Origin of the sequence: Desulfospira joergensenii DSM 10085 (assembly GCF_000420085.1) — a bacterium.
Lineage (GTDB): Bacteria > Desulfobacterota > Desulfobacteria > Desulfobacterales > Desulfobacteraceae > Desulfospira > Desulfospira joergensenii.
The window spans coordinates 1687726-1709571 of sequence record NZ_ATUG01000002.1; the positions used below are offsets into that span (position 1 = coordinate 1687726).

The window sequence follows — 21846 nt, forward strand, 5'->3', positions numbered from 1 at the left end:
ATATATATCATGCTTTGTATAAAATTGACTTTTCGGATGGATATAATTATATTGTAATTACATCCATCCAAAAGGAGACACAAATGGCAACCTTAATAAAAATTGGGAATTCCCAGGGGATTCGGATCCCCAAGGCCGTGATAGAGCAGGCAGATCTGAATGACAAAGAGTTGTTATTCAAGGTAATGGATGACGGGCTTTTGATTCAGCCTGTGCGTAAAATCCGGCAGGGCTGGAAAGAAAAGTTTGACAGGGGAATCGATTCTGGTCATGGAGAGGAAACGGACCGGGAATGGCTGGAATCCCCATTGACGGATGATGAGGACCGGGAATGGTAAAGCAGGAGATCTCCAGATTTGAGATCTGGCTCATCCAGCTTGATCCGGCACAGGGATTTGAAATCAGAGAAACCAGACCCTGTGTTGTGATTTCCCCGGATGAAATGTCTTCATTAAAAACCGCAATTGTTGCCCCAATGACATCAAAGGGATTTAATTTCCCCACAAGAATTCCATGTACATTCAAGGGAAAAAAGGGGTGGATCCTCCTGGATCAGATAAGGGCGGTTGATAAATCCAGACTGGTTAAGAGGCTGGGGATCCTATCAAAAAGTGCACAGATAAAAACAATCAATTGCCTTCAGGAATTGTTTGCCCTATAGAGGATCGATAACATTATGGAAAGAATCGGATTCTACAATTTGAGTTCCTGTTCCGACGGGCACATGGGGAGACCCGGTTCCGGGAAGCCCGGAACGGTCATGGCCTGTTTCTGGTTTGAGCAGGACATCCGTTTTTTATTCCCCTATATCAATGCCGTGGCACAAAATTGCGAATTCCATGAAAACCTAGGACTGCTCAGATTTGAATTTGAAGGTTCCTGTTGCGTATTGTATCCGGATAAATGCATCATCTCTCCTTTGGAAGACCATGAGCATGCCAAGGCCTTTGTGGAAAAATTGATGGGGTTTTTAAATGCCGTCCTGGAGAAAAAGAAAGAGATCCCGCCCAAATTCAGGCCGTTTGAGCAGACGCCCGTCACAAAGATCATAAAAATCCTGCCCGGGACCAATTGCGGGGAGTGCGGATTGAAAACCTGCATGGCCTTTGCGGCCATGTTGTCAAAACAGAAGATCCGGCCTTCGGAATGCCCCCATATGGTCCGGCCGGTCCGGGAGCAGATCACCTATCCGGTCATGGATGAACAGGGGCGGCAGCTTTCCCAGGTGACATTCCAGGTGGATACGGCTGATCCGTCTTTTTCCCTGGACGAAACGATTCAGAACAAAAAAGAACTTGAATCCGGGGGGACGGCTCCCTTGCGGGAAGCTTCTGTTCAAGAACAGAAAATCGATTCGGACAGACCGGAATACAGGATAAACGGGATTCTTCCCGAACCCTTAAGTGCAAGGGAGATTGAGGTGCTTCGCCATATGGGCCATGGGCTGACCAACCGGGAGATATCGGATCTGCTCTTCATCAGTCCCCATACAGTGAAAACCCATGTGGCTCATATCTTCAATAAACTGGGCGTCAACCACAGAGTCCAGGCCGTGGTCTGGGCGGCCCGCCAGGGGCTGGTATGATTGTCCCGGCAAAATCCCCCTTTTGGGGGATGCGATTTGTCCTTATCTGTGAAAGGATCCGGAAACACCTTAACCCGGATTCGAAGAGAAAAGGAGGATAAAATATGTTTGCCAATGCCATGGAAGTGTTTAAGCTGCTGGATCAATCCAATTGCAGGAAATGCAATGAAACCACCTGCCTGGCCTTTGCCTCCAAGGTTTTTCTGGGACAGAAAACCCTGGATCTCTGCCCGGCCGTTGATCCGGAAATCCTGAAGCGATACGGCGGACAGGTAAATAAAAACAATTCCAGTGATGCGGAAATGGAAAAGGCCCTGGCCGAACTGAAAGAGGAGCTGGGCCGATGTGATCTGGAAGAAGCAGCCCGCCGGACCGGAGGAAAATTTCAAAACAACCGGCTGACCCTGAAAATTTTCGGGAGGCTGTTTTCCCTGGAAAATGGAGGAAGAATTATAACCGATATCCATACCACCCCCTGGCTGGTGCTCCCGGTGATTTCCTATGTGCTGGATTGCAAGGGAGTTCCTCTCACCGGCAAGTGGACGTCTTTCCGGGAGATTGAAAATGCAAGGGAAAAATACGGACTTTTTGCCCAGCGGGCTGAAAAACCCCTCCAGAAGATCGCAGACACCCATACAGCGCTGTTTGAAGATCTCACCCTGATCTTTAATGGCCGGGAAGTTGAAAATGTATATGAATCAGACATCGCCCTGGTCCTGGAGCCTCTGCCCATGGTGCCCATGCTGATCTGCTATTGGAAACCTGAAGAGGGAATGGAATCGGATCTCCGTATCTTCTATGATTCCAGCGCTTCGGCCAATGCCGGGGCAGATATCGCTTTTGGTCTGGGCACCGGTTTCGTCAGGATGCTCGAGAGGCTGACCCTCACCCATGGCTGGCAAGAGGCTTCCGCCCATGGGTAAGGAGGAATTATAAAATGATCGGAAGGTCCGGTGGAGCATAAAACCATTCTGGCAGTTGACTGCGGGACCCAGAGTCTGAGGGCGATTCTTTTTTCCCCCAAGGGCGATCTCCTGGCACGGGTTCAGCAAGGGTATTTTCCTTACACCAGTCCGGGGCCGGGCCTGGCGGAACAGGACCCTCAAATCTACTGGGACAGCCTGGTAACCGCTTTAAAAGAGTTAAAAGAAAAATATCAGGACCTCTTTGCCTCCATTTCCGGGGTGGGGGTGACCACCCAGCGGAATACCATGATCAATGTGGACAGGGAGGGGAAAGTGCTCCGGCCGGCCATTACCTGGCTTGACCAGAGAAGGGCCAAACCCTGTTTCGGAGAGTCCGGGGTCTTGTCCATGGGGCTTAAACTCCTGGGATTGGAAAGAAAAGTGCTGGATGTCCAGGCCCAGGGAAAATGCAATTGGATCATGCAGAACCAGCCCGGGATCTGGGAGAACACCCATAAGTACCTCCAGGTATCCGGATTTTTAAACCAGAGGCTCACCGGCGTGTTCAAGGATTCCAGCGCCTCCCAGATCGGTCATCTCCCCTTTGACTTCAAGGCCGGGACCTGGGCCACGGGGTTTTCCCTGGCCAGAAAACTTTTTCCCGTTCCTGCTGAAAAACTGCCCGAACTGGTGGCGCCCGGTGAGATCATCGGTGAGATCAGTAGGGAGGCATCTGAAAAGACCGGCCTGAAACAGGGGCTCCCGGTAATCGCCTGCGGATCGGACAAAGGGTGCGAAACTCTGGGCGCCGGGGTGACGGATGAAACCATGGCCGCCTTGAGTTTCGGCACCAGTGCAACGGTCCAGACCACTACGCCCGCCTATTATGAAACCCTTGCCCTGATGCCTCCCTATCCCTCTCCGGTTCCCGGGAGATATAACCCGGAGATTGAAATTTTCAGGGGATTCTGGATGATTGCCTGGTTCAAGCAGGAGTTTGCCTATGAAGAGGTGGAAGAGGCCGAAAAACTGGGGGTGCCGGTGGAAGAGATCCTGAACCGATGCCTGGAACGGACAGAACCCGGCGCCATGGGGCTTCTGGTCCAGCCCTATTGGGGACCGGGCCTGGATCTTCCCGATGCCAAGGGCGCCATGATCGGATTCGGGGATGTCCACACCAAGGATCATATTTACCGGGCTGTCATCGAAGGTTTAGGCTTTGCCATGCTGGAGGGCCTGGAGAAGATCCAGGCCAAGGGCGGGGTTGTCAAGACAAGTGCTGCGGTTTCAGGCGGGGCGTCCCAGAGCGATGAGATCTGCCAGATCATGGCGGATATATTCAATCTTCCCATGGTCAGGGGGCAGACCCATGAAACCTCGGGCCTGGGGGCCGCCATTGTCACGGCCAGGGGGCTGGGGATTTATAAAACCATTGGAGAGGCGGTTGGGAATATGGTCCATGCCAGTCGGGTGTTTCAACCCGAGGCCGGGAATGTAAGGATCTACAGGCGGCTCTACCGGGAGGTGTATAAACATCTTTACCCGACTCTGTCCCCTTTGTACGCCCGGATCCGGGAGATTACGGGATATCCGGAAAGTTAAAGGCCACCTCCAATAACGGCCTTTGGGGCGGATCTCCGCGTTGCATGCAAAATTTAATGATTAGAGCTCCCCTGAAATCTTTGGATTAGATTCCCGTGAGGGTCAGTTCGACCTTCCGGATCCGGGACCCATTGTCATGGTTGACAACCACCACCTGCTGCCAGGTCCCCAGTCTGGGGGCGGCCTCCCGGACTGGAATACTCATGGAAGGGCCCAGCAGGGCGGCCTGGACATGGCTGTGGCCGTTTCCGTCGTGCCAGGCCTGTTCATGGTCGTAAACCCGGTCCGGCGGTGCCAGGGCGGTTATTGCCCGCTTCAGATCCGATATTACGCCGGGTTCATATTCAATGGCCGTGACGGAACCGGTGGAACCCGGAACAAATACATGAATGATGCCGGTGGTGATGTTCGAGTCCCGGATAAATCCTTTTATCTCCGGGGTGATGTCCCGGATGTCAGGGCCTGTTTTCATGTCCAGGGAAAAATTTCGGGTAAACATGCATATCTGGTTCATGGATCTGGCTTCCGTTTTACGGGTTGACTTGAAAAAGAGGGAAAGACCGGCTCAAATGAAAGATGGCAATTGCTTAGACATGATCTTTACAATCATTGCACAATGTTCCATTTGAATTTTTTTTCTTTCTTTTCTTTAAATACAATTCAAAGGCGGATAAGGTCCATCCACTTCCGTTCTCATCACAGAATTTATTGCATTTGCTGCATTTGGGTATAAACTGCTTAAGGATTTCATTCTCCTTGAGCAGTTTGTCATTTTTGGAGGTCAGATCTTTCATCTCTTTGATGAGCTTTTCTTTTTGACGTTTTAACAGCCTCAGGTCTGATATTTCGCGGGTTACACCGATGATTTTCAGTTTTCCGCCCGGCTCTTTAAAAAGTTTGGCTTTAATCAAAGCCCAGTATTTCTGTCCGTTTTTATGGATCAGCTGAACTTCGATGGCCCGGGTCTTTTTTATCCCCTTTTCAAATTTGGGCAGTTCCTGTGCCAAAATTTTGGTTATTTTCTGAAAGGACTGGGGGGTTAATCTTTCCGAGGCGGATCTGTTGATATATTCATCAGGGCCGTATCCGCTCATTTTTTTAATGGATTCGGTCATGTATTCATATTTCAGGGTTTCCGCATCCAGGGTCCAGATCGCATCAATGCTGCTTTCGGAAAGCAGTTTTTGGTTGCTTTCGAATTTCTTGACCTGCTCAATATGTGTGGACATGATACTCTTAAAAATTGAAATTATTTCAAAAGAATTTTTGCGTATCAGGATAACTTTAAAATGAAAAGATTTCAAGCCCTGTCTGGACCCTGTGCGTGGGAGAAAAGGGGGGCAAAGGGGCGCCGGTCCCGGTATCAATGGCGGATGTCAAAGTTATAGAAAGGGAAGGGTTGGGCAGGTCATGTATAGGAATTTTTGATTTCGCCTTAAAGGAGTTTGTGGCCGATCGTGCCGTGACAAAATCAAAGGATTTGTTTGATTTTGTCCACAAAAGGAAATTACAATAGCATATACCCGCTGTTTTGACGGGAAAAAGGGAAGAGGATTATTTAATTTTTAATAAACAGGAGCCAGAAATGAGATCAAATCAGAGGAGCCGGGTCAATATCCTGGGATCGGGGACCTGTGTTCCCTCCCTGGAAAGATATCCCTGTTCCATACTGGTCAGGAGGGATGAAATGCAGATTCTTGTGGATGCCGGGCCCGGAACCATGGGGCAGCTTCTCAAACTCGGGGTCCATATCGATGACATCGACATGATCCTGCTCAGTCATTTCCACCTGGACCATTGCGCCGAGGTGGCTCCCATTATCTTTGCCACGAAATATCCCCGGTTTGATCGGGAAAAGCCCCTTACCCTTGCCGGGGGAAGTGGAATCAGGGATCTGTTTGAGGGGCTGAACCAGGTCTTTGGCCGGAGCCTGGATATGGAGGATTCTGATTTCCGGATTATTGAATTCCCGGAAAAAGGACGCCTTGATTTCAAGGAAATGGGCATCGGATATACCCGGGTGATCCATAAGCCCGAGAGCCGGGCATATCGCTTCACCGACCCGTCAGGGTTTTGCATTGTCTACTCCGGGGACACGGACTTTTCCGAAGATCTCATAGAATTTTCAGAAGATGCCGATGTCCTGATCTGTGAATCTGCCCTGCCGGACGCCCTGAAGATTGACAAACACCTCACCCCTTCTCTCGCAGGAGAAATCGCCTCCAGGGCCGGTGTGAAAAAACTGGTTCTGACCCATTTTTATCCGGAGTGTGATGACGCCGACATGGAGGGGGAATGCCGGAACACCTATGGGGGAGACCTGGTTCTGGCCAGGGATCTGATGGAAGTCTAATCCCCTTGATTAAGGATGACAAGAATGGAGAATCTTTAGGAAGCTCATGAACTGCGGAAAAAGGCAAATGCAGGAACGGTTTATCGGAATAGACGGATGCCGGGAGGGATGGTTCTACGTGTCCCTGGACCGGGATAGGCACTACGGTTTCGGCATGCTTTCGTCCATCTTTGAAATTGAAGAGATCGCAGATGAAAAAAGCCGGATACTGATCGACATTCCCATCGGCCTGCGGGAAAAAGAATCTGAGGAACGCCTGTGCGACAAAGCGGCGCGCAAGGTCCTGGGGAAAAAGAGCTCCACTATATTTCCGGCACCTTCCAGGCTCTCCCTGGATGAAAACGATTATGCCGCGGCCAGCCTGGCCAATCAAAATCATACCGGCAGGAAATTGTCCAAACAGTCCTTTTACATCATGTCCAAGATCAGAGAGGTGGATGATTTTGTCCGGCATTCCCAATCCGGGATTCATTTCCATGAGTATCACCCGGAATTGGGATTCCTGGCCCTTAACCGATTCAAGCCCCTGGCCTTTTCCAAAAAAAAGGAAGCCGGCCAGAGGGAACGATTGGAGATCCTTGCCCCCTGCCTGGCCTCTGCTGGAGATCTCTTTGAAAAAGCGGCAGAAAGCTTTCTGCGCAGGCAGGTGGCCCTGGATGATATCCTGGATGCCATTTCCGGAGCGGTCAGCGCCACGATGTACGATCAATGGTGTTTTTTGCCGGCTCATCCTGAAATGGATTCCCGGGGGATCCCAATGAAAATTGTTTATCCCTGTGGGGATCGATAATTCATCGGTATGCCAAAACCATCCTCAACGCGATTTCCGCCCATGTGGCCGTGATTGATACCGGGGGCAACTCTATTGCTGTTCTTAAAAAAAAATATTCCGATTCCTGTGGGGTGGAGCAATATCCCTAAATGAATTGCCGGCTAAGAGCCACGATACCGACGCCGATGATCATGGATAAGAAGACATTCCCGGTTTTATAGGTGCATCCGGCCGTGCACAGGGCGGCAATTCCTCCCCAGATGCCCGAGGCGGCGATGCCGGGAGCGATGAGGGAGAGGAGCAGGGTGCCGGGGAGGGCATCCATAAAGATCTTGAACCTTCCCGTTGAGGGGAGGCGTTCCGAAAGAAGGAGACCGCCGATCCTGAGGCCGTAGGTAACCAGGGCCGCGCAGATGATGGTAAAGAGTACGGTGAAGTTGTCAGTGATCAGGAGCATGGTTTTCCTTACTTGAGAAAAAGGTCTGGATCAGGGCCCCGCCCACCCCGCCGATGAGGATATACCATTTGCCGGGCAAAAGCTTTTCCGCGATAACGGCCAGCAGAGCTGCGGCCAGCCAGGGAAGAATATTCTGCTTTCCCTTCCACATGTTGAAGGCCAGGGCCGTGAACACGGCGATGAATGCAAAGTCCAGGGCATAGGTTTCCGGGTTGGAGATGACCGCTCCCAGGCGGTGCCCCAGAAGGGTGCCGGCGCACCAGGCCGTGCAGACGCAGATGCCGCCGCCCAGAAGGTACAGGGTGTTTGTCCCGCCCCGTTGATGGGCTGCCATGGTCACGGCCCAGTTTTCATCGGCCACCAGGTGCATCACGGATAGTTTATGCCACAGGCTTTTCCCCTGGAACACGGGCCGCAGGGATGCGCCGATCAGCAGATACCTCAGGTTGATGACCAGCACGGCCAGGGTGATCTCCAGAACGGGCAGGGGAGGGGACCACATGTCCACCATGACAAACTGGGCAGACCCGGCAAAAATGGAGAGATTCATAAAGAGAAGTTCGGTCCACAACAATGATTTTTGTGCGGCAAGGACCCCTAAAACACTTCCATAGGCGGCTACACTGGCGGCCACGGGCAGGTTGGCGGCAAATCCCGAAGTGAAATTATGGTTCATTCTCTATATCCCCTGTCACTTGTATTCAGCAAAATTTTATTTTAAAGGCTGTACCATAAAAAAACAGATACAAAAATATAAAATTTTAATCATCACAGATTCTGGAAAAAAGGGTTTCTTTGACTTTTTTTTATGATAATCTAGGCCGAGCCGGACAGGAGAATTGAGTCTGTTCCGGGGATAACCGGTTTTCAGATTTTGACCTTAGACCTTTGGCTTTTTAAGATTTGACCATGGACATATCAAAGATCATCAGCCCGGACGGGTACATCAAGACGATCCACCACAGAAAAAAAGACCTGCTCTCGGCAGACTTCTGCTTTCCCTTTGTTTCCGATTATATCTGCGGAGCCATAAAAGAGAACAAGCCCTTTTTCCTTTCCGGCCGGAGCGGAAATGCCCAGATGGGAATCAAAATCCAGGAGAAACCGGGTAAAACCGGCCCGGTAATTGAAGGATCCTCTGTATTTTTTGAGGGGCAGCTCAGGAATTTGAACCCGCTTCTGGACAATATTTTGGAACTGTTTAAGCCCGGGGATGAAATCGGCCGGCTGGTGGTGGCAGATCCGGAACTCAGGATCGCCGATGTCCGCCATTATCTTCACAAACGGCTTTTTGTGGGAAAGAGGGCCGGGAAAGGCTATTACGAAGGTTTTCAGATTCTCCAGGAGACCGACCCCGATACCGGGAAAGCCTGCGACTACATCAGCGTGGATCTGGAGCCTTACCAGTACGCCTTTGAGGCCCAGGCCATGAATTCCTCCTCCATCAATGCGGTGATGAAAAAGGGGCGCAGCGCCCTGGGCACCATCCGGTCCAGGATCCCCCTGGATCTGGAAAAGGGCCGTCTCAATCCCGGAGAGCTCTTTATCGGCGCCATCAAGATCTCCCTGGGGGATATCTACGGCATCATCGATTCAAAGGCAGAACCCGGGGAGGAAAGAATAGAGCATCTGCCGGCCCGGGTCCTGGACCCCTTCCGGACCTTCAGGGACCGTCAGGTGGAACTCTTCCATTTCGGTTCAAATCCCGTGCCCCTGGAAAGGATCCGGATCCGGATCCGGTTTTACAGGGCCGACAATCCTTTGACCGTGCCCCTGGAAAAGATCAAGGTCCAGGAAGGGTACCGGCTCTGCGATCTTCTGACCAATGCCGAGGTGGCCAATCTTTTTTCCTCCATTGAGCCGGACAACCTGGGGCTGATTCTCAACAAGGGCAATTTCGTCCAGATTCCGAAAGCCCTGGATCCTAGGGGAGAAGCACAGCTTGAGATCATCAAAAACGCCATCCTGGCCTCCACTTTCCGAAAGACAAGGCCTGTTCCCTTTACCGAGGAAAACGGAAAATTTGTGAAAACCCTGGAAAAGCTTTCCGTCCTGGGCGGGGTCAACAGCCGGGTGTTCATCGCCGGGGAATTCCCGGCCCCTGAAGTCATTGATGCATTGAAAAGGAGCGGGCTGAGGACCTTTCTCGTGAATGTCAACAATCCCTCTTTTGAGGATGATTACATCAAAAAGATGATCAAGCTCACCCATTCCGACCATTGGTCCGGATATATCGGATGCGAGTTCCTGCGGTATGATTCGGAAACGGACAAGCTTTACTCTTTTTACCACGGCTGCTTTATGGAACCCGACGACAGGGAACGGTTTGATAAGGTCAGGTACTGGTTCGCCTTTTATGGATCCCATACAAAGGAGGCCGACAACCGGCTGACCATCGACCTGATCAACCGCCTGGCTTTAAGGCTGGGATACGAGATGGGCATTGTCCACGGAGGGGGGCCGGGACTCATGAAAGAGGCCAATGACCTGGCCCGGCAGCACAATATCATGAGCGTGGGCATTGCCATTGACCTGGAAGGAGAACACCAGGCGTCGCTCACCACCTGCGACGGCCTGATCAAGTACCGGGAAGGACTGCGTCTGGCCCGTCAGGACCATATCCAGAAACTGAGCAATATTCCCATTATCAATACCGGGGGATACGGCAGCGCAGAAGAGCTGGCCATCACCATCACCTCCATGAAACTCCATGAGAATCCCCTGGTGCCTATTATCCTCCTGGACCCGGACAACCTCTGGGAAAACGCCCGGAAACAGACCTTCATCATCGCCGAGAAAAAATACGGGCCTGCATTTACCCCGAGGCTGGTAAAGTCCTGCGCCAGCGCAGAAGAGGCGGTCCGGATACTGATCGGTTTTCTGAAGAATCCCCAGGACTGGTATAAGAAAAACAAGATTCCCATGGAGAATGTTGAAAAGGCCCGGGAAAAATCCATGCGGATCCGGAAATCAGCCCTCTGCCAGAAGCGGGTGGAAGTGTTTGACAAACCCAATTACAGAATCGGGGAAAACACGGAATAGGGCCTGTTGTCCGGCCGGGGCACGGAAGTCAGGAATAGGGTTCCATGGCTTCTGATTTGAATCACCCGGCGTTTCGTAAAAAATTATCCAGGGCCTCTACCAGAACACCGGATATGGGCGTTCCGCTTTCCCTGGCATATCGTTCAATCCTCTCTGCCAGCTGACAGGGCAGTTCAACGGTGAAGGTCTGGGTCGGGTCGGAACATTCCTTGCTAATATTTTCCTCTTTCATCGTAATCCTTTGCTAAGTGTTGTACCTGATCTTTTCATGATCCCCGGGTTTTTGCAATGAAAGAATCAGGGACTCCGGTAAAAAAACCGGCCCGGATCCCTCTCCTTTTTTTTGTTGACATTCGGAGAGTTTATGATATACATCAGCTGTTGCATAAACTATGATGCATATTCTAACTTCTTGAAAAAGGAGGAAAAATGGCAACAACCGATCCGAGGAAAATGGCCTTGGAAATCGCAGGGGTAAGGGCTGCCGAATCAAGTCTGCCGGAGGATGAACAGGTGTTTCAGGACCCTTATGCCGCCTGTTTTTTCAGCCCAAAGGAACGGAAAAATATTGAGACTCCGGAGCAGGTCAGGGCACAGATAGAGTCCTACAACCAGATCATGCCCGGAGTGAACGGAGCCATCGTGGCAAGGATACGCTTCATTGATGAATATGTGAAGACCTGCATTGAAAAGGGATTCAAACAGATGGTCGTCATCGGGGCCGGATATGATACCCGGGCCCATCGTATTGACGGGGCAAAGGAAAACCTGTCGGTTTTTGAGGTGGATCATCCCCTTACCCAGGAAACCAAAATAAAAACAATCAAGACCATCTTCGGAAGCCTGCCCGGCCATGTCACCTATGTGCCAATGGTCTTTGGCCGGGAGCAGCTGGATGAGAAATTGTCCGGGGCAGGCTATAAACGGGGCCTGAAAACTCTTTTCATCGTTGAGGGGCTTCTCATGTATATCCCGCCGGCTGCTGTGGAGGCCCTTTTACGGGTCATCACCGGGATATCCTCTGCCGGAAGCGCCTTGGTTGCCGATTATTTCCACACAGATGTCATTGAAGGGACAAGCGGGCTTAGGGAAGCCAAGGCATTGAAACAATTCGTAGAAAAGGCGGGTTCCCGTCTCATGTTCGGCCTGGACCCCGGTTCGGTTTCTGATTTTTTTACCCGGCAGGGATTTCACAATCTTGAGCAGGTCTCTGCCCCATCCTGCAAGGCCCTTTACTTTAAGGGGGAAAGTAGGAAAAGGACCGTCTCTTCCATGTTTAATTTTATCACGGCGGTTGTGGCACCTTCCTAACCTCCCTGCCGGCAGATCAGGAAGATCCGGCAGGGGGGCGAAGAAAGGCCCCCGGGATGATTCTTACTGGGAATTGAATTGCTTTTTCAGGCCGTCAAGGATGGCCTTGCTCCCTTTCTGCATCACCCGGATCACTTTGTTGTCATCCCACACATCCGGAGGCGGATTGCTCACCTGGAAGGCCAGACCGTGGGCCATGAGCCAGCGCGTATACTGGACTTCATCAATCTGCTCCCGGGTCAGTTCCCGAAAGGGCGGGTAATCTGAAAGAGCCCGGGTGCATCTGTCCCAGATGATATCTCCGTGGGCCTTAAACCGCTTGATGTTCTTCTCATTATTGCAGCCCCGGAAAAGATATTTTTCCTCCTGGGCAAACATCACATACCCGATCCCATGATCGATCCAGGGATCCCCGGTCCTTTTACGGATCATATGGGTATAGAGCAGGTCAAGGGACATTTTAACCAATTCTTCTTCCAGCTCATCCATGGATTTGAAAAAAGAGTAAATGGGCCTGGCAGAGGAGCCCAGCTCATCAGCCAGGGTTCTCGTGGTCAGGCTTCCCCATCCTTTTTTCCTGACCAGTGTGAAAGCGGACTTAAGGATCTCATCTTTTGTGAATTTGAATTTTGGCGGCATCTTGAATTGTCCCGGGTTCTGGTAAACTTCAATTGATGAATATGCATCATATGATGTCTATCAGATCAGGAGCCACCCTGTCAATCGTCAAGGTCACCGGTCTATCCGGACCGGTACTCTTTTGCCCGTTCCTTTTTCTGTCCGGACATGCGAAATATCTTTTCTTCCGCCTGGGTGATGAACTTGGGATTATCCTGGAATCCATAGGATTCCAGGACTTTTTCCCGGGCTTGGTCAAAGAGGTCTTTTCCCGTGGATGAACGCGCAATGGAAGTTGTCCATCCGTTTTCCGCCCCAAGCCCTCCAAAGGAGATATCTGCATATTCGGCTGAAAAATCGTCACAGAAGTTGCAGGCATGCCGCCTGACAGGGGTAAGTTCATCAATGGGAATATGGAGGGTCTTTCCGGAAAAAAGGGAGAAGATAAAATCATCCTTGATGTTGATCTTTTCGATATTCTCCCTGCTGAATCCGTATTTTTTTTCCAATGCCCGGAACAGGGACCCGGTAAAGGAGAAATTCCCCGAGCAGAAAAGTCCCAGACAATACTTGATGGAGTCTGCGGGAAGAATGGAAAGGGCCTGCATTTTCCGTATGGTATTGATCTGACAGGGGGTCCCGACAAAGGCAATCCGGTCCAGGGGGGCCTGGCGAAGCCCGGCCAGGGCTTCTATGGAAGGGGAAAACGTCCCATATTCCCTTGCGAATTGAACCATGCCCTGGGAACTGCTGAAATGGGATCCGGCCGATGCCAGAATCCCCTCCCTCGTGGTTGTCAGGCAGGGAACCCTGCCCTGTTCCGTATTCCGGGAAACAATGGCCCCGTCTATTCTCCCGGTATCCATGAGATAGGTCAGGATGGCCGTGACCACACCACCGTCTGTTCCGTTTTTCCGGATATCGATCTCTTTTGCCCGGGTAACGGCAATGCCGATGATATTTCCCAGGGGTTCTTTCCATTTTGAATTTTGCCGGATCTCCCGGTCGAGTTCCGATGTCTGGGGGCATATGGAATAGCATAATCCGCATTCAAGGCATTTCTCTCTATCCCTGTAAACGGGACTGCCTTCCGGATCCATTTTAAGGGCACCGTAGTTGACGGCGGAACAAAAGGTAACGCATCCGCCGCAATGGCTGCATTTCCCCTCTTCCTGGACTTCCCGGATTAAATCTGAAAATGTCTTTCCCATATCTCCCTCCTTTTGCCGGCAGGGCCGTTCCTAAAATTGCCTGCCGGAGGAAAATCCCTGTGCCTGGGGCTTACCAGGAATTCATCATGTTTACCCCCATGAACCTTCCCACCTGATCCTGCATCTGCTTGAAACGGAAGCCGAGTACCAGAACCAGATAGTGCATGATCTTGAAACCGATCTCCCTGTTCTGGGTCATGATGTGATTGAGACGGGCCGTATTGATTTTAAGGACCTGGCAGCGTCTGGATACGCAATAGGCAGACAGTCTCATCTTAAAGGGAGGGATAAAACAGGACCAGCCGAATACCTGGGATTCCGGAATTTCTTTCTGATGGGAGGACAGGGTGCTCTCGTTGGTGCTGGGTCTCATGTCCGGCATCTCGAAGCGCAGTTCAACATTGCCGTCTATGACAATCCACATCTCTTTGGCCGGGTCTCCCTCTTTGAACAGGCATTCACCTGACTGGTAGATTTTCGAAGAAGAAATGTCCAGAATCTGTTCTAACTCCTCCGGGCGGAACTCTTTAAAAATCGGAAGATCTTCCATGATTTCGACTAATTTCATGATGCACCCCCTTTGTTTGACGTGTTTATGGTCATGGAAAAAGGGATTGACTTGTTCATCCCTTTTTGTATGCCTGCCGTATCGTCGCTGTCAGGGTCGGGCAGTTTGTCGCTGAAGTTCGGAGGAATCACAGAATCCGAATGGAATACTGCTATTGTAGGAAAAAATCAGAACTTTGTAAACCTTGAAAAACCGGTTTTATACCGGGATTTACCCTTCCGGTCCCATTTGATAATCTGATTACAGGGCAGATCCCGGTGAAAGAAAGTTCGTGAACCATTGAAGGATTTTTCGCAGGGCCTGTGAAAGAAAATATTTCGTCGGTTTTCTGCCGGGTCCTGCATGACAAAGGACCCTGTCTGCCCGTTCCATGGCTGAAATCATTAAAGGTTTGGGTAAATTGGTACAAATGGTTCCGACAATTCAATTAGACGGCTCATAAAGGGTGTGCTATAATTTGTCCCGTATGATTCCATAAACCATTCCAGGCAAAGGGCTCCACCGGTATGAACGATTCCAGGAAAAATCCGTTTGGTGTCATCCAGTCTCCTCTTCCCGGGGAATCCATGGTCCTGTACTGCGGGGACTCGGTTACCTTTTGCCTCACCCTTTCCGAACCGGCCGCTGGAAAGGCCTGGGTGAGAACCAATCTGGGCACGGCCAATATCGCAAGAAGAGAAATTATCGCCCGGGTGGAGAAAGAAGAGATCCGGTTCAATGAAGCCTGGCATGATATTGAGATGGCTCCGGAGGGTGATGCAAGGTTTGCCCTTGTGCTGCCCCTGGTGGAAAGCGGTTTTTTCCAGGCCAAATGTTTTTTCCTTCCCGGGAACAGCACCACCCCGGTCTGGCCGGAGGGGGAAAACAGCATTCTCAATGTGGAGCCTGCCGGCACCTGCTGTGCCAATATTATCTACAATGCCTTTGTAAGGCAGTTCGGCAGGTCAAAATCCGGCCCGACTGAAGACCCGTCCCTGGCATCCAGGGCAAAAATCCTGGATGCCGAAGGGTACACCGTCATACCCGAATCCGGAAAGTTCCGGGATCTTAAAAAGGAAGTCGAGTTTATCTTTTCCCGGCTGGGATGCCGGGCCCTTCATCTGCTGCCCGTTCATCCCACGCCCACCACCTATGCGCGCATGGGACGTTTCGGAAGCCCCTATGCCGCATTGAATTTCACGGATGTGGATCCGGCCATGGCCGAATTTGATCCTTCGGCAACCCCCCTGGAACAGTTCATGGAACTGGTGGATGAGGTTCATTGCCACGGAGGGTATCTGATCCTGGATATTGCCATTAATCACACGGGATGGGCCGCTGCCATCCATGAGACCCATCCGGAATGGCTGGTCAGGGAGGAAGACGGCAGGATCAGGGAACCCGGGGCCTGGGGAGTGGTCTGGGCGGATCTGACCAAACTCGATTTTACCCATAAAGACCTGTGGCAGTACATGGCCGAGATTTTTCTGCTCTGGTGCCACCGGGGAGTGGACGGGTTCCGGTGTGATGCCGGATATATGGTCCCGGTGGATGCGTGGGAGTATATGGTGGCTAAGGTCAGGGAAGAGTATCCGGATACTCTTTTTTTCCTGGAAGGTCTTGGGGGACCTCTTGAAACCACCCGGGAGATCCTGGGCCGCGGCAATTTCAACTGGGCCTATTCCGAACTCTTCCAGAACTATACCGCCGAAGAGATCACGGCTTACCTGCCCTTTGCATGGGAGCTTTCCAGGACCTGCGGTCATTTGATTCATTTTGCCGAAACCCACGACAACAACCGCCTGGCATCGGTCTCAAAGGAATATGCAAGGATGCGGACCGCTTTGAGCGCCCTTTTCTCCGTATGCGGGGGATTTGGATTTGCCAACGGGGTGGAATGGTTTGCCACGGAAAAAATCAATGTCCATGAATCTTTGAGCCTCAACTGGGGCGCAGAGGAAAACCAGGTGGAGACCATCGCCCGGATCAACCGGATTCTGAAGGTCCATCCCGCCTTTTTCAACGGGACCCGGCTAGAATTGATTCAGAAAAGTCAATCCCAGACCCTTGCCCTGCTTCGTTATAATAAGGCCTTTGACAAACGGCTGCTCATCCTGGTGAACCTGGACTGGCAGGCGGCAGGGGATGTCGCCTGGGAAGCCGGGGATCTTGGGATCGCCGGCGGCCAATGGATTGACCTGATATCCGGGGATGTGATTGTTGTGAAGCAGACCCATGAAAAATTCAGTTTCCGCCTGGCTCCGGCCCAGGTCCTGGCCCTGACCCCGGATCCCGGGGATCTGGAAATTCTGGGTCCGGATTTGGATGCCGATGACCCTGTCCAAAAACAGATCCCCCAAAAGGTCCTGTCCCAGAAATATAAGGCCAAGGTCTTGTCCGCCTACACTGCCGTGAACGGGTATTCCGATATCAGCGGTCTGGACCTGGACAGGGCAGGGAATCAATTGGCGGCCGATCCTGTGGAACTTATCCGTTCTTTGAATCCGGATTCCGAAGAAAGCCGGGTCATTCCCTATGATGTGGATAAAGACCTGAACCGCCAGGTCATGGTTCCTCCGGGCTTTTTTCTGCTCATCCGGTGTCGATACGGCTTCAGGGCTGAAATCCTGGACCGGTCCCCAACCGCCAAGACCTCCCTGGGGTATGAAGAGGGGCTGCCCGTGGCAGGAAAAGATCTTTGTTTCGCCCTTTTTCTCCCCATTCCAATAAAAAAACGGCATAGAGAATACGTTTTGACACTGAGGATTTTCAAACCCGGCTCCACCCGGGTAGAGGAGGCTTCCATTCTCTATCTGGCCCCCCTGGATTCTCTGTTGATGCGGTCGACCTTCAGCCGCAGGGAGATTCTGGATCATCCCCGGCTGATGCTCCTGGGCACCACCCGGCTCGGGGGGATGATGCGGGCGGCGGCCAGCTGGGGAGAACTCTACAGCCGGTATGACGGACTGCTGGGAGCCAACCTGGATCCGGCCGTGCCTGAAAACCGGTGGATGGTCTTTGCCCGGTGCCGGATCTGGGCCATATTCCAGGGATATTCCCGGGAACTTGCCCTGGACTGCCTGGAAACCTTTACTTTTTCCTATAAAGGTGTCGGCCGCTGGTTATTCCACATTCCCACCTCCGAAGGCAAATATTATAACCTGGAACTCTGCCTGGGGATTGCAAAGGATGATAATCGTATTTTTCTTTCCATAACAAGGAAAGAGACAGAGGCCCGTCAGGAAAGGTTTTTAGAGAATGATAAGCCCATTTCCCTGGTCTTTCGTCCGGATATCGAAGACAGAAGTTTTCACGAGACGATAAAAGCCTTTCAGGGGCCTGAACAGGAATGGCCCCGGTCGGTGAGCCCCTTTGAAGCCGGGTTTGACTTTTCCCTTTCCCGGAATAAAGTCCTCCAGGTCTGTCTGCCCGGGTCCCGGTTCGTCCCGGAGCCGGAATGGCAGTATATGGTCCACAGACCCCTGGAGACGGAAAGAGGCCTGGATGACGCCTCTGACCTGTTCAGCCCCGGGTATTTCACCCTGGAGTGTCTTGGCGGGGACCGGGTCTGCCTGGAAGCCGTTGTTCTGGACGATCCGGAAAGTAAAACCCGCCCGGAAGCCGGAAAAAATCCGGAGCCACCCTCTGATTTTGAAGCGGAGATCTCTGTTTTCCAGGCCGTGTCCAGAGGATTGGATGCCTTTCTGGTGGAGCGAAACAAGGAGAAAAGCGTAATCGCCGGATATCCCTGGTTTCTGGACTGGGGGCGGGACAGTCTGATCTTCTGCAGAAGTCTCATTGAGCTTGGCCGGATTCCAGATGCCCAGGCCGTACTCCGGCTGTTCGGCCGGTTCGAGGACCAGGGCACCTTGCCCAACATGATCTGCGGTCATCAGGCAGGGAATATCGAAACCTCGGATGCCCCCCTGTGGTTCCTGGCCTGCTGCAGGGACCTCATGGAAAAAACCGGGAACAGGTCTTTCCTGGACCAGGATCTGGGGGGAAGGACCCTGGAACAGGTGGTGATCTCCCTGGCCGAATCCCTGGTCAAGGGGACAAAAACCGGTGTCAGGGCCGATCCTGAAACCCTTTTGCTTTACAGTCCCTCCCATTATACCTGGATGGACACCAATTTCCCGGCCGGTTCCCCCCGCCAGGGATACCCGATTGAGATCCAGGCGCTCTGGTATAATGCCTTGGGCTTTCTGGCAGAGATGGCTCCTTTTGAAGAGTGGGGGAAAAAAGCCCAAACGGTCCGGGAGTCCATTATCGAACTCTTCTGGAATGGGACTCTGGGGTATTTTTCCGACTGCCGCCATTCAAAGGGGCCGGTACCGGCAAAGGATGCAGAGGCCGACGATGCTCTCCGCCCCAACCAGCTATTGCTCTTTTCTCTGGGAGTCATTGATCAAAAAAACATGGCCCGAAGAGCCGTGGAAGCCTGTCTGGGCCTGCTGGTTCCCGGCGGTATCCGCAGCCTTGCCGATCAGAGAATTGAGGTGCCGCTTCAAATTTTTCATCGGGGCCGGTTGTTGAAAGATCCCCATTTCCCGTACTCCGGCCGATACCTGGGAGATGAGGACACCCAAAGAAAACCGGCCTATCACAACGGTACGGCCTGGACCTGGCCCTTTCCGGTCTTTTGCGAGGCCTGGGCCCAAATTTTCGGTAAGAAGAGTCATCCCACCTGTCTGGCCTGGCTGGGCAGCGTGATCCAGATCATGAGGACCGGAGCCGCGGGATATATCCCTGAAATTCTGGACGGGGATTTTCCCCACAGCCCAAGGGGATGTGATGCCCAGGCCTGGGGTGTCAGTGAGACGGCCAGGGTCATACATAAATTATCTGTAAGGAGTGGATAAGATCAATGGAAGAACTGCAGATTTACAAGGTGTACCCCTCTATCCCGGAACCTTTGGCCTTTCTGAACTGTCTGGCCCGGAACCTCTGGTGGTGCTGGAATCATGAGGCCGTTGAACTCTTTCATAGGATCAATCCGGTTCAATGGAAAGCCGTGGGAAAAAATCCCGTGACTTTTTTGTCCCGGATCTCCCAGAGGCGGTTTGAGGTCCTGTCCAAAGATGAAAGCTTTCTGGGCCATCTTGCCAGGGTAAAAGACAAGTATGAATTCATGTTTGCCGACGAGCCCAAAATCAAAGAATTTGACTTTCAACCCGGGGAGACCGTGGCCTATTTTTCCATGGAGTTCGGCATCCATGAATCCCTGCCCTTTTTTGCCGGGGGACTGGGAGTTTTGGCCGGGGATCACCTCAAGGCCTCTTCTTCTTTGGGCATTCCCCTGACCGGTATCGGGATCCTGTTCCGGGAAGGGTATTTCAGGCAGTTTCTCGATCATAACGGCTGGCAGCAGGAAAATTATCCCATTATCGATGTGTTTGATCTTCCCGTCCAAAAGGTGGTTGATGCCGAAAACCGGGATCTGATGGTGGAAATTCCCGGGCCTGACGGGATCATCCGGGCATGTATCTGGAAGATCATGGTGGGGAAAACCGGTTTGCTGCTTTTGGATACCAATGTTCCTGATAATCCGGAACCCATTCGTAAAATTACTTCCAGGCTCTATGCCAGCCAGGGAGAGATGCGCCTGGCCCAGGAGATCCTGCTGGGAATCGGCGGAATCAAGGCATTAAAGGCCCTGGGGCTCTTTCCCGCAGTTTGTCACATGAACGAAGGACATAGCGCTTTTGCCCGGCTGGAGAGGGTTTCCCTCATCATGGACCAATGGGACCTTGACCTGGAGAGTGCATCCCAGGTCTGCAAGAGAGGGACTCTGTTCACCACCCATACCTCTGTAAAGGCGGGCCATGATGAATTTGATAAAGAGTTGATCCGGCCCTATATCCGGCCCTATGCAAAAAAATTTAATATTTCGGAAGAGGCTCTGCTCTCCTGGGGGGAAGCCCCGGGCGCCCATGCCAGGGGCAAGTTTTCCATGTTTGTATTCGGTGCCGCCTCTGCCGGCCATATCAACGGGGTGAGCCGGCTTCACGGCCAGGTGGCCAGACGCATGTGGAAACACCTCTGGCCCAAGCGGAAAGTCGAGGAGATCCCCATCTCCCATGTGACAAACGGTGTCCATATCAACTCCTATATTTCCCGTCACAAAAATTCCCTGCTGGAACGCTATCTGGCTCTGGACTGGGCCGGGCGGCAGTCGGACCCGGATCTGGTTTCCCGCATCGATAATGTTGAGGATGCAGACCTGTGGCACGTCCATGAACTGGATCGCTCCAACCTGATCCAGAAATGCCGTCAGCATCTTCTCTCCCAGTATGAAGCCAGGAATGCCTCCAGGAACGTCCTGGATGAGGTGATGGAGATCCTGGATCACAGGGTTTTGACCATCTGCTTTGCCAGGCGGTTTGCCACCTACAAGCGGGCAGCCCTTCTGCTCAAGGACATCCCCCGCCTGACCCGACTGATCACGGATGAGGAAAGACCCATCCAGTTTGTTTTTGCCGGGAAAGCCCATCCCAATGACAACGACGGCAAGGCCATTATCAAAGAGATCGTAGAATTTGCCCGGCTTCACAAGATAAGGCATCGGGTGGCTTTTCTCGAGAATTACGATATCAATATTGCCCGCCATATGGTCCAGGGATGCGACGTATGGCTGAATACCCCGAGAAGACCCAAGGAAGCCTGCGGCACCTCCGGAATGAAAGCGGCGGCCAACGGAGGTCTCAATCTTTCCATTCTGGACGGATGGTGGTGCGAGGGCTTTCATGAGAACAGGGGCTGGAGTATCGGCAACGGAGAAACTTCCGAAGATCAGGAATACCAGGATGAGGTGGAAAGCCAGGCCCTGTTCAATATCCTGGAAAATGACGTCATTCCGGTCTTTTATGACCGGAAACCCGGAGCCCCTCCCATAAAATGGATCCAAATGATGAAAGAGTCCATGAAGATGGCCATATCCAGTTTCTCAAGTGACCGGATGCTCCGGGAGTATTCTTCCCGGTTCTATATTCCGGCGGCAAGGCAGCTCAAGGAGCTGACCCGGGATTCCGCGTCCAGGGCCAGGGAACTGGCCCGGGTCCAATCCCGGCTGACACGGCTCTGGAGCCAGATCCGTCTGTCAAAGCCAATGATCCAGTCTTTATCTGATTTTATAGTGGGCGATGATTTTATCATTTCAGTAGAAGTTTACCTGGGGGAGCTGGCACCCGAAGAGGTGGAAGTCCAGATCTACCACGGGAGACTCCGGGGCATGGAACGACTGGAGGGAAGCCGGATCGAAACCATGGAGTTTAAGGAAACCATTGATCCGGGCACCCATATCTATGAATGCCGTATCTCCTGCTCGGATTCGGGCCGGTTCGGATACACGGCCCGGGTGGTTCCCAATGGAGACAATGTATTGCGCGAGACACCCGGTCTGATCACCTGGGTTGAAAACCTTGAATGACAAAGGATCGACAC

At 52.2% G+C, this 21846-nt stretch carries 19 protein-coding genes; 11 read left to right on the top strand and 8 right to left on the bottom strand.

Features of this window, described 5'->3' with window-relative positions; genetic code table 11:
• Positions 1 to 83 precede the first annotated feature (83 nt).
• The 5 genes from F608_RS35880 to F608_RS0120415 all read left to right on the top strand — a co-directional run bounded on the left by F608_RS35880 (position 84) and on the right by F608_RS0120415 (position 4092).
• A complete protein-coding gene (locus tag F608_RS35880; RefSeq protein WP_022667536.1) occupies positions 84 to 338 on the top strand; it encodes an AbrB/MazE/SpoVT family DNA-binding domain-containing protein in 255 nt (84 codons plus the stop codon).
• Positions 332 to 661, top strand: a complete 330-nt coding sequence (locus F608_RS0120395; protein WP_022667537.1) for a type II toxin-antitoxin system PemK/MazF family toxin — start codon at positions 332 to 334, stop codon at positions 659 to 661. Before F608_RS35880 ends, F608_RS0120395 begins: the two co-directional genes overlap by 7 nt.
• A gap of 15 nt (positions 662 to 676) precedes the next feature.
• The gene (locus F608_RS36990; RefSeq protein WP_022667538.1) at positions 677 to 1585 is read left to right on the top strand and encodes a LuxR C-terminal-related transcriptional regulator; all 909 of its coding nucleotides are present in this window, start codon (positions 677 to 679) and stop codon (positions 1583 to 1585) included.
• A gap of 104 nt (positions 1586 to 1689) precedes the next feature.
• Positions 1690 to 2508 (top strand): DUF3786 domain-containing protein, encoded by an 819-nt coding sequence (locus tag F608_RS0120410; protein ID WP_022667540.1) that lies wholly within the window; start codon positions 1690 to 1692, stop codon positions 2506 to 2508.
• Positions 2509 to 2538: 30 nt separating this feature from the next.
• A complete protein-coding gene (locus F608_RS0120415) occupies positions 2539 to 4092 on the top strand; it encodes an FGGY-family carbohydrate kinase (protein WP_022667541.1) in 1554 nt (517 codons plus the stop codon).
• Positions 4093 to 4177: 85 nt separating this feature from the next.
• Here the strand turns inward: F608_RS0120415 and F608_RS0120420 are convergent, their stop codons facing one another.
• Positions 4178 to 4606 carry a secondary thiamine-phosphate synthase enzyme YjbQ gene (locus F608_RS0120420; RefSeq protein ID WP_022667542.1) on the bottom strand — a complete coding sequence of 143 codons (429 nt, stop codon included), beginning with the start codon at positions 4604 to 4606 and terminating at the stop codon, positions 4178 to 4180.
• 73 nt (positions 4607 to 4679) lie between these two features.
• Complete coding sequence (locus F608_RS0120425; protein ID WP_153307553.1) at positions 4680 to 5321, bottom strand: PAS domain S-box protein; 642 nt, start codon at positions 5319 to 5321, stop codon at positions 4680 to 4682.
• Positions 5322 to 5677: 356 nt separating this feature from the next.
• Here F608_RS0120425 and F608_RS0120435 point away from each other — a divergent pair, with 356 nt between their 5' ends.
• Both F608_RS0120435 and F608_RS0120440 read left to right on the top strand, forming a co-directional pair.
• Entirely contained in the window at positions 5678 to 6445 is a 768-nt protein-coding gene (locus F608_RS0120435) for an MBL fold metallo-hydrolase (protein WP_027362961.1), read from the top strand.
• Between the two features lie 46 nt (positions 6446 to 6491).
• Entirely contained in the window at positions 6492 to 7235 is a 744-nt protein-coding gene (locus F608_RS0120440; RefSeq protein ID WP_022667546.1) for a DUF429 domain-containing protein, read from the top strand.
• Between the two features lie 127 nt (positions 7236 to 7362).
• On the opposite strand, the gene F608_RS0120445 is transcribed toward F608_RS0120440, so the two are convergent.
• On the bottom strand, positions 7363 to 7674 hold the full coding sequence (locus tag F608_RS0120445; protein ID WP_022667547.1) for an AzlD family protein: 312 nt from the start codon (positions 7672 to 7674) through the stop codon (positions 7363 to 7365).
• Positions 7658 to 8350, bottom strand: a complete 693-nt coding sequence (locus tag F608_RS32770; RefSeq protein ID WP_022667548.1) for an AzlC family ABC transporter permease — start codon at positions 8348 to 8350, stop codon at positions 7658 to 7660. Before F608_RS32770 ends, F608_RS0120445 begins: the two co-directional genes overlap by 17 nt.
• A 233-nt stretch (positions 8351 to 8583) precedes the next feature.
• Between F608_RS32770 and F608_RS0120460 the strand changes: the two genes are divergently transcribed.
• Complete coding sequence (locus F608_RS0120460; protein WP_022667550.1) at positions 8584 to 10716, top strand: LOG family protein; 2133 nt, start codon at positions 8584 to 8586, stop codon at positions 10714 to 10716.
• 61 nt (positions 10717 to 10777) lie between these two features.
• On the opposite strand, the gene F608_RS36590 is transcribed toward F608_RS0120460, so the two are convergent.
• Positions 10778 to 10948 (bottom strand): ribbon-helix-helix domain-containing protein, encoded by a 171-nt coding sequence (locus F608_RS36590; RefSeq protein ID WP_022667551.1) that lies wholly within the window; start codon positions 10946 to 10948, stop codon positions 10778 to 10780.
• A gap of 197 nt (positions 10949 to 11145) precedes the next feature.
• Between F608_RS36590 and F608_RS0120475 the strand changes: the two genes are divergently transcribed.
• Complete coding sequence (locus F608_RS0120475) at positions 11146 to 12027, top strand: SAM-dependent methyltransferase (protein WP_022667553.1); 882 nt, start codon at positions 11146 to 11148, stop codon at positions 12025 to 12027.
• 63 nt (positions 12028 to 12090) lie between these two features.
• On the opposite strand, the gene F608_RS35130 is transcribed toward F608_RS0120475, so the two are convergent.
• From F608_RS35130 to F608_RS0120490, 3 genes are all read right to left on the bottom strand, one after another.
• Positions 12091 to 12666, bottom strand: a complete 576-nt coding sequence (locus F608_RS35130) for a TetR/AcrR family transcriptional regulator (protein ID WP_022667554.1) — start codon at positions 12664 to 12666, stop codon at positions 12091 to 12093.
• A 101-nt stretch (positions 12667 to 12767) separates the two neighbouring features.
• Positions 12768 to 13856 carry a Coenzyme F420 hydrogenase/dehydrogenase, beta subunit C-terminal domain gene (locus F608_RS0120485; protein WP_022667555.1) on the bottom strand — a complete coding sequence of 363 codons (1089 nt, stop codon included), beginning with the start codon at positions 13854 to 13856 and terminating at the stop codon, positions 12768 to 12770.
• Positions 13857 to 13926: 70 nt separating this feature from the next.
• On the bottom strand, positions 13927 to 14424 hold the full coding sequence (locus F608_RS0120490) for a cyclic nucleotide-binding domain-containing protein (protein ID WP_022667556.1): 498 nt from the start codon (positions 14422 to 14424) through the stop codon (positions 13927 to 13929).
• A 506-nt stretch (positions 14425 to 14930) separates the two neighbouring features.
• Here F608_RS0120490 and F608_RS0120500 point away from each other — a divergent pair.
• A complete protein-coding gene (locus tag F608_RS0120500; RefSeq protein WP_022667558.1) occupies positions 14931 to 19265 on the top strand; it encodes an amylo-alpha-1,6-glucosidase in 4335 nt (1444 codons plus the stop codon).
• Positions 19266 to 19270: 5 nt separating this feature from the next.
• Positions 19271 to 21832, top strand: a complete 2562-nt coding sequence (glgP, locus tag F608_RS0120505; protein ID WP_022667559.1) for an alpha-glucan family phosphorylase — start codon at positions 19271 to 19273, stop codon at positions 21830 to 21832.
• The last annotated feature ends 14 nt before the right edge of the window (positions 21833 to 21846 follow it).